At 68.2% G+C, this 6280-nt stretch carries 6 protein-coding genes; 5 read left to right on the top strand and 1 reads right to left on the bottom strand.

Annotation, left to right across the window (positions count from 1 at the left end; all coding sequences use genetic code 11):
- Window positions 1-3: 3 nt before the first annotated feature.
- From ABZS66_RS44690 to ABZS66_RS44705, 4 genes are all read left to right on the top strand, one after another.
- Entirely contained in the window at window positions 4-1479 is a 1476-nt protein-coding gene (locus ABZS66_RS44690) for a fatty acid--CoA ligase family protein (protein ID WP_354768934.1), read from the top strand.
- 17 nt (window positions 1480-1496) lie between these two features.
- The gene (locus ABZS66_RS44695; RefSeq protein ID WP_354768926.1) at window positions 1497-2330 is read left to right on the top strand and encodes a TetR/AcrR family transcriptional regulator; all 834 of its coding nucleotides are present in this window, start codon (window positions 1497-1499) and stop codon (window positions 2328-2330) included.
- Between the two features lie 12 nt (window positions 2331-2342).
- Window positions 2343-3164 carry an enoyl-CoA hydratase gene (locus ABZS66_RS44700; protein ID WP_354768928.1) on the top strand — a complete coding sequence of 274 codons (822 nt, stop codon included), beginning with the start codon at window positions 2343-2345 and terminating at the stop codon, window positions 3162-3164.
- 99 nt (window positions 3165-3263) lie between these two features.
- Window positions 3264-4478 carry a CoA transferase gene (locus ABZS66_RS44705; protein ID WP_354768936.1) on the top strand — a complete coding sequence of 405 codons (1215 nt, stop codon included), beginning with the start codon at window positions 3264-3266 and terminating at the stop codon, window positions 4476-4478.
- A gap of 208 nt (window positions 4479-4686) precedes the next feature.
- Here ABZS66_RS44705 and ABZS66_RS44710 read toward each other — a convergent pair.
- Window positions 4687-5489 (bottom strand): IS5 family transposase gene (locus ABZS66_RS44710; RefSeq protein WP_354768930.1). Its coding sequence is split into 2 segments (ribosomal slippage): window positions 4687-5153 and window positions 5153-5489, totalling 804 coding nucleotides; the frame shifts between segments, so codons are not numbered across the junction.
- A gap of 194 nt (window positions 5490-5683) precedes the next feature.
- Here ABZS66_RS44710 and ABZS66_RS44715 point away from each other — a divergent pair.
- Entirely contained in the window at window positions 5684-6109 is a 426-nt protein-coding gene (locus tag ABZS66_RS44715) for a winged helix-turn-helix domain-containing protein (RefSeq protein ID WP_354768932.1), read from the top strand.
- Window positions 6110-6280 lie beyond the last annotated feature (171 nt).

Here is a 6280-nt window from a genome sequence, read left to right on the forward strand (position 1 = left end):
ACGATGGCTGCGACCGGTGCACCCGACGCCGTGGCGGTCGAGCACCGCGCCCGACGCTCGACCTACGCGCAGCTGGCTCGGCTGTCGGCCGGCGGCGCGGGGATCGTGAGCCGAGAGGGCGCGGACTCGGTGCTGTTCCTGGGCGTCAACTCGACGGCGCTGCCGGTCGCGCTATTCGCTGCGGCGGCCGCGGGCGTCCCGTTCGTCCCGCTCAACTACCGTCTGTCCGCCGAGCAGGTACGCGCGCTCGCCGGGCGCTTCCAACGGCCGCTGACCATCACGGACGCCGCCGAAGTCCTGGACGGGCCCGGCCCCACATACGGCCTGCAGGAGTGGGTGGACGCGTGCTCCGCTGCAGAGCCGCTCGCGTCCGCCGACGTCGACCCGGAGTCGATCGCAGTGCTGCTGTTCACCAGCGGTACCACCGCCGAACCCAAGGCAGCGGTCCTGCGTCACCGGCACCTGGTGTCCTACGTCCTGAGTACCGTTGAGTTCGGCTCGGCCGGACCCGATGAGGCAAACCTCGTCAGCGTGCCGCCGTACCATATCGCGGCAGTCGCGAACCTGCTCACCAACATTTACGCTGGGCGCCGGCTGGTCTATCTGGACAGTTTCAGCCCCGGCGCGTGGCTCGACCTGGCCCGCGCGTCCGGCGCTACGCACGCGATGCTGGTGCCCACAATGCTCGCCCGGATCGCCGACCATCTGGCCGAGCGGGGGGAACCGACGCCTGGGCTGCGGTCGGTATCCTACGGCGGCGCCCGGATGCCGCAGGCCGTCCTCGAGCAGGTGCTCGCCGCGTTCCCGGACACCGGCTTCGTCAACGCCTACGGACTGACCGAGACCTCCTCGACGATCGCCCTGCTCGGCCCGGACGACCACCGGGCCGCAGTCGCCTCCGACGCGCCAGAGGTCCGCGCCCGGCTCGGCTCGGTCGGCCGCCCGGTACCAGGAGTCACCATCGCGGTATTCGACGCGCAGGGCCGGCTGTGTCCGCCGGGCGTCCGCGGCGAACTGAGGGTCAAGGGACCGCAGGTCGCCGGGGAGTACCTCGGCGGCGGCGCGCTACTGGACAAGGATGGCTGGTTCCACACTCGCGACCAGGCGTACCTCGACGCAGACGGGTACCTGTTCGTCGAGGGCCGCCTCGACGACACGATCATCCGCGGCGGCGAGAACATCGCACCAGCGGAGATCGAGGAGACCCTTCTGGCACACCCACAGGTGGCCGACGCAGCCGTGGTGGGAATGGCCGACGACGAGTGGGGACAACGCATCCTGGCCTACGTCGTGCCGCACTCGACGGCGCAACCCGACGCTGAGGAACTGCGCTCGTGGGTCCGGACCCGGCTGCGCTCGTCGAAGACACCCGATGAGGTGATATTCCGCACCGACCTTCCGCGCACCGAAACCGGAAAGATCCTACGCCGGCTCCTCCACCTCGATACCGTGGATTCGAGCAGCGGTTCTGTGAGTTGAGCCGAAACTTAGGGATTATGAACCGGACATTCGATCCGGCTAATATCTCGCTCAGGAAGGTCGCGGCCGACCGGTGCCGCGGAGCGACGAGTGAGGTGAACATGACGAAGTCGAGAAGCCAGGACGCCTCCGGACAGGAGAGCGTCGGCCGGAACACGACACGCAGGAAGTCGGCTGTGGCGGCCGAAGCGGCGCCCGCCGGTCGCGCAAGGCGCACGACGAAGGCGGTGCAGTCAGCGCTGAGTCCGCGCGAGCTGCGGCGCCAGCAGCGGATCGACCTGAGCCGGGAGCAGATCCTGGAGACGGCCGAGCAGCTGTTCGGCGAACGGGGCTACCACGCGACCGGCCTTAAGGAGGTCGCCGAACGCTGCGAGTTCTCCGTCGGCTCGCTGTACTCGTTCTTCGAGAGTAAGGACGCGCTCTACCAGGCGGTACTCGCCCGGCGCGCACGCGAGCAGGTTGCCGAAATGCACCGGATCGCGGCCGACCAGGAACCTGCAGACGAGCGGCTGGTGGCAATGGCCCGCCTGCAGGTCGAACACTACCGCAAGCACCCGGCATGGGGCCGGCTCACCACACGAATCCTGGCACCGGGCGCCCAAGCAACCTCGGCAGAGGTGCCAGCTGGCTTCCAGGAGGGATACCGCAAGGCGATTGAGCTAGAGGCCGGCATCATCGCGCAGGGCCAACGCGAAGGCGTCCTGCGCGATGGCGACCCCCAAGCGCTCGCCCGAATGTTCTCGGCGATGGTCAGCGCCTTCCACCTGATGGATCCGGAGGTCAGTGACGACCCGGCGGCCTTCTCCGTCGACGAGTTCCTCGAGTTGGTCGCCCACACCTTCGCCCCCTAGAAGGGCTACGGCATGCACAACTGGTCGGCGCAGGGGCTGCGCTTCGAGTCCGCACATCACGTTGCCTGGCTGCGCCTGGACCGCCCGGACCGGCGCAACGCGATCGACAAGCCCCTGCGGCAGGCCCTGATCGACGCCATCGCCGAGGTGCGCGCGGATCCGGACATCCGCGTCGGCGTCATCACCGGCACCGGCACAGCCTTCTCCGCCGGTGCCGACATCCTCGGGCAAGATCCCATCGAGATTGAGCCTGCGCATCGTCGTGGCCGGCTGAGCAACGTCGCCTATGAGGACGCCCTGCGTTACGGCTGGTGGCGCCTCACCAACGCGCTGTGGGACAACGAGAAGCCCTTTATCGCCGCGGTCAACGGCCCCGCAGTAGGTGGCGGCTGCTCCCTGGCGCTCGCCTGCGACCTGGTCGTTGCCGCCGAGTCCGCCTGGTTCCAGGAGATCTTCGTCAACCGCGGCCTGCCCCTGGAGGGCGGCGCAGCGTACCTGCTCCCCCGCGCGATCGGCCTGCCCCGCGCCAAGGAGATCGCCATGTTCGGTGACCGGGTCGAGGCCCGCGAAGCGGCCGACTGGGGCCTGGTCAACCGGGTCGTGCCGGACGCCGAACTCGAGGCGTTCGTCTCCGAGTGGGCGCTCCGGTTGGCCAATCGGCCGTCGATCGCCCTCGGCCACATCAAACGACAGCTGAACTTCGGCCTCGAGTCATCACTCGGCCAGGTGTTCCGCGAGGAGGCGGTGCTGCTCGGGATCGGTGGCGGCGACGATCAGACCGAGGCCATGCAGGCGTTCGTCGAGCGCCGCCCACCCCACTACACGGGAAAATGAACGTAGGTTCAACGAACTGACCCATTGCTCGAAATGTAGAATTAAACCTACACTTGCGTGAAGACCACGAAGTGGAGGAACGGCATGCCCGCCAAGCCGATGAATGGGATACGGGTCGTCGAAGTTGCCCAGTTCACATATGTGCCGGCCGCTGGAGCGGTGCTGGCCGACTGGGGCGCCGACGTCATCAAGGTCGAGCACGCCGTCAGCGGCGACGCCCAGCGCGGCTTCGCGTATCTGGGCTCGGTGGCCGCTGGCGGCAACTTCGCCCCGTTGATGGAGCATCCCAACCGCGGTAAGCGCAGCGTCGGCCTCGCGCTCGAAAAGCCCGAGGCGCTTGAGGTCCTCTACGACATCGTTCGGCGCAGCGACGTGTTCGTCACGAACTTCCTGGCCGACGCCCGGCGGCGACTGAAGATCGATGTCGACGACATCCGCAAGATCAACCCGAACATCATCTACGTTCGCGGCACCGCGCTCGGCGCACGCGGGCCGGAGGCCGATAGGGGCGGTTTCGACCAGCCGACGTTCTGGTGCCGGGGTGGCAGCGCGGTCGGCGTAACGCCACCCGGCCTCGACGGCATCGTCGGCATGCCAGGCCCGGCCTACGGTGATTCGATCGGCGCCATGACGATCGCTGGCGGTATCTCCGCCGCCCTGTTCGCCCGGGAGCGCACGGGCGAGCCGTCCGTCGTGGACGTCTCGCTGCTCAGCGCCGGAGCATGGGCCAATGCGCTCGCGATCGACCTTTCGCTGATCAACGGCGAGCCGTGGCGTGCACAGCCCCTGCAGGCCGGCGCCAGCGCACCGAAGAACCCGCTCGTGGGTTTCTACCGCACCTCCGACGACCGCTACCTCAACCTGTCGATGCTGCAGCCCGGGCGCTACTTCGGTGACTTCTGCGCCCACATCGACCGACCGGACCTGCCGCAGAACGAACTGTGCGACACGACCGAGAAGCTCATGGCCAACGCCGCGGCGGTGGCGGAGATCATCGCGAAGGAGATCGCCGCCCGCCCGTTCTCGGAATGGCTGGAGCGGTTCGCGACGCTGGAGGGTCAGTGGGCGCCGGTCCTGGACAGCCTCGAGGTCGCGCATGACGTCCAGTTGCGCGCCAACGGCTTCATCGCCGAGGTCACCGACGTCGACGGAAACCCGCGCGAGCTTGTCACCGCGCCCGTGCAGTTCGACGAGACCCCGGCCAGCCTCACCCGCGGCCCGCAGTTCGCCGAGCACACCGACGAGGTGCTGCGCGAGTCCGGCCGGGACGACGAGGCCATCCTCGCGCTCAAGCTGGCAGGCGCAGCCACCTGACCATGTGCTGCTGCCATGCAAAGCTGCCGGGCCGCTCATGCAAGCGGCCCGGCAGCTTTGCATGGTCAGCGCAACCACGTCGATGCAATGTAGACGGACCTCGACGGATAAACCCTAAGGTCGGTCAGTGTTCGTAGGCGAATGGTGACCGGGTTGTGGGTAGTCCGATGGCGCGGTTGCGCCAATGGTGGCGGTCACGGCTAAGAGATCAGTTCAGAATGAGCTGACGGAGGCAGATTACTGAGCAGGCAAGGCTGATCAGTGCTTGGTGGATGTCGGCTCGGCGTTCGGTGCGGATGCGGAGCTTCTTGAAGGCGTGGAGCCAGGCGATGGTGCGTTCGACGTACCAGCGATGTTGGCCGAGCCCGGAGCCGTGGCTGGTGTTGCGACGCGCGATGTGTGGTGTGATCCCGCGGGCGCGGACCAGGTGGCGGTACTTGTCGTGGTCGTAGCCGCGGTCGGCGTAGATGCGGCGTGGCCGGTGCTTGGGTCGGCCGCGCACGCCGCGCACTCGAGGGATCGCGTCGAGCAGCGGCAGCAGTTGCGTGACGTCGTTGCGGTTGCCGCCGGTCAGGGTGACGGCGAGCGGGATGCCGGCCGCGTCGGTGATCACGTGGTGCTTGCTGCCCAGCTTGCCCCGGTCGACCGGGCTGGGACCGGTGTGCTGCCCCCTTTGAGCGCCCGCAGATGGCTGGAGTCCACGATCGCGGCGGACAGATCGAGGCGGCCGGCAGCACGCAACTCGGCCAGGATCAGCTCGTGCAGCTGCTGCCAGACGCCGGCCTCATGCCACTCCTTCAACCGACGCCAGCAGGTAGCCCCGGACGCGCCGAACGCCGCCGTCGGCAACGCATTCCAGGACACCCCGGTCCGAGCCGCGAACAGGATCCCTTCCAACGCGGCCCGATCCGGCGTCCGAGCCCGGCCCGGATACCGAAACCGGCGCTGCCGCACAGGAATCAACGGTTCCAACCGCGACCACAGCTCATCCGTGAGCACCGCGTCAGACACCACACGAGTGTCGATCACTTTGATCGGTAACTCGATCAGACACGCCGACTCATTCTGAACTGATCTCTTAGAGCGAGGCTGGAGCGGCGTGTCGGCGTGAAAGCAGTCGAAGGGTGGCGTATCTGGTTCGGGTGCGCTATCCCGATGGTGGTGGGCTGACGGCCGCGGGCCGGGCCCGACATGAGGCGGTCCGGTTGCAGGCGGCGGCGCTGTTCGCGCAAGACGTGCCGGTCCCAGAGATCGCCAGGCGGCTTCGGGTGTCGCACAACGCGGTGTACGTGTGGCGACGGCGGTGGCTGGCCGAGGGTGAGGCCGGGTTGGCCTCGAAAGGCCCGTCCGGTAGCGACTGCCGGTTGTCGGACGCCGAGCTCGCCACGTTGGCCACAGCGCTCGAAGAGGGTCCTGCCGCACACGGCTACATCGAGGACCAACGCTGGACCCTGGCCCGGGTGGCCGAGCTGATCGCTCGGCTGTTCCGGCAGCGGTACACCCTGCGCGGGGTGTCGTTGTTGTTGCACCGCATCGGGTTCAGCCCGCAAGTACCCAAGCATCGACCGGTCGAACGTGACGAGGCGGCGATCGCGACGTGGCGGCGGGAGGTGTGGCCGCAGGCAAAATAGTGGCGGCCGAGCGTGGGGCGTGGATCTGCTTCCAGGACGAGGCAGGTCATACGCTTCGACCGCCCAAAGCCCGCACCTGGGCTCGGCGCGGCCGGACACCAGTGGTCCCGGTGTCCGGCAAGGGTTCCGGCCGTATCTCGGTGGCCGGCCTGGTCTGCGTCAAGCCCGGAC

This window comes from Dactylosporangium sp. NPDC005572, from assembly GCF_040605515.1.
In the GTDB taxonomy this organism is placed as follows: Bacteria; Actinomycetota; Actinomycetes; order Mycobacteriales; family Micromonosporaceae; genus Dactylosporangium.

Bases quoted from the DNA above. Each gene is read 5' to 3' on its own strand.
- ABZS66_RS44705 (WP_354768936.1), top strand. From the start codon at position 3,264: ATGAATGGGATACGGGTCGTCGAAGTTGCCCAGTTCACATATGTGCCG.
- ABZS66_RS44690 (WP_354768934.1), top strand. From the start codon at position 4: ATGGCTGCGACCGGTGCACCCGACGCCGTGGCGGTCGAGCACCGCGCC.
- ABZS66_RS44695 (WP_354768926.1), top strand. From the start codon at position 1,497: ATGAACCGGACATTCGATCCGGCTAATATCTCGCTCAGGAAGGTCGCG.
- ABZS66_RS44700 (WP_354768928.1), top strand. From the start codon at position 2,343: ATGCACAACTGGTCGGCGCAGGGGCTGCGCTTCGAGTCCGCACATCAC.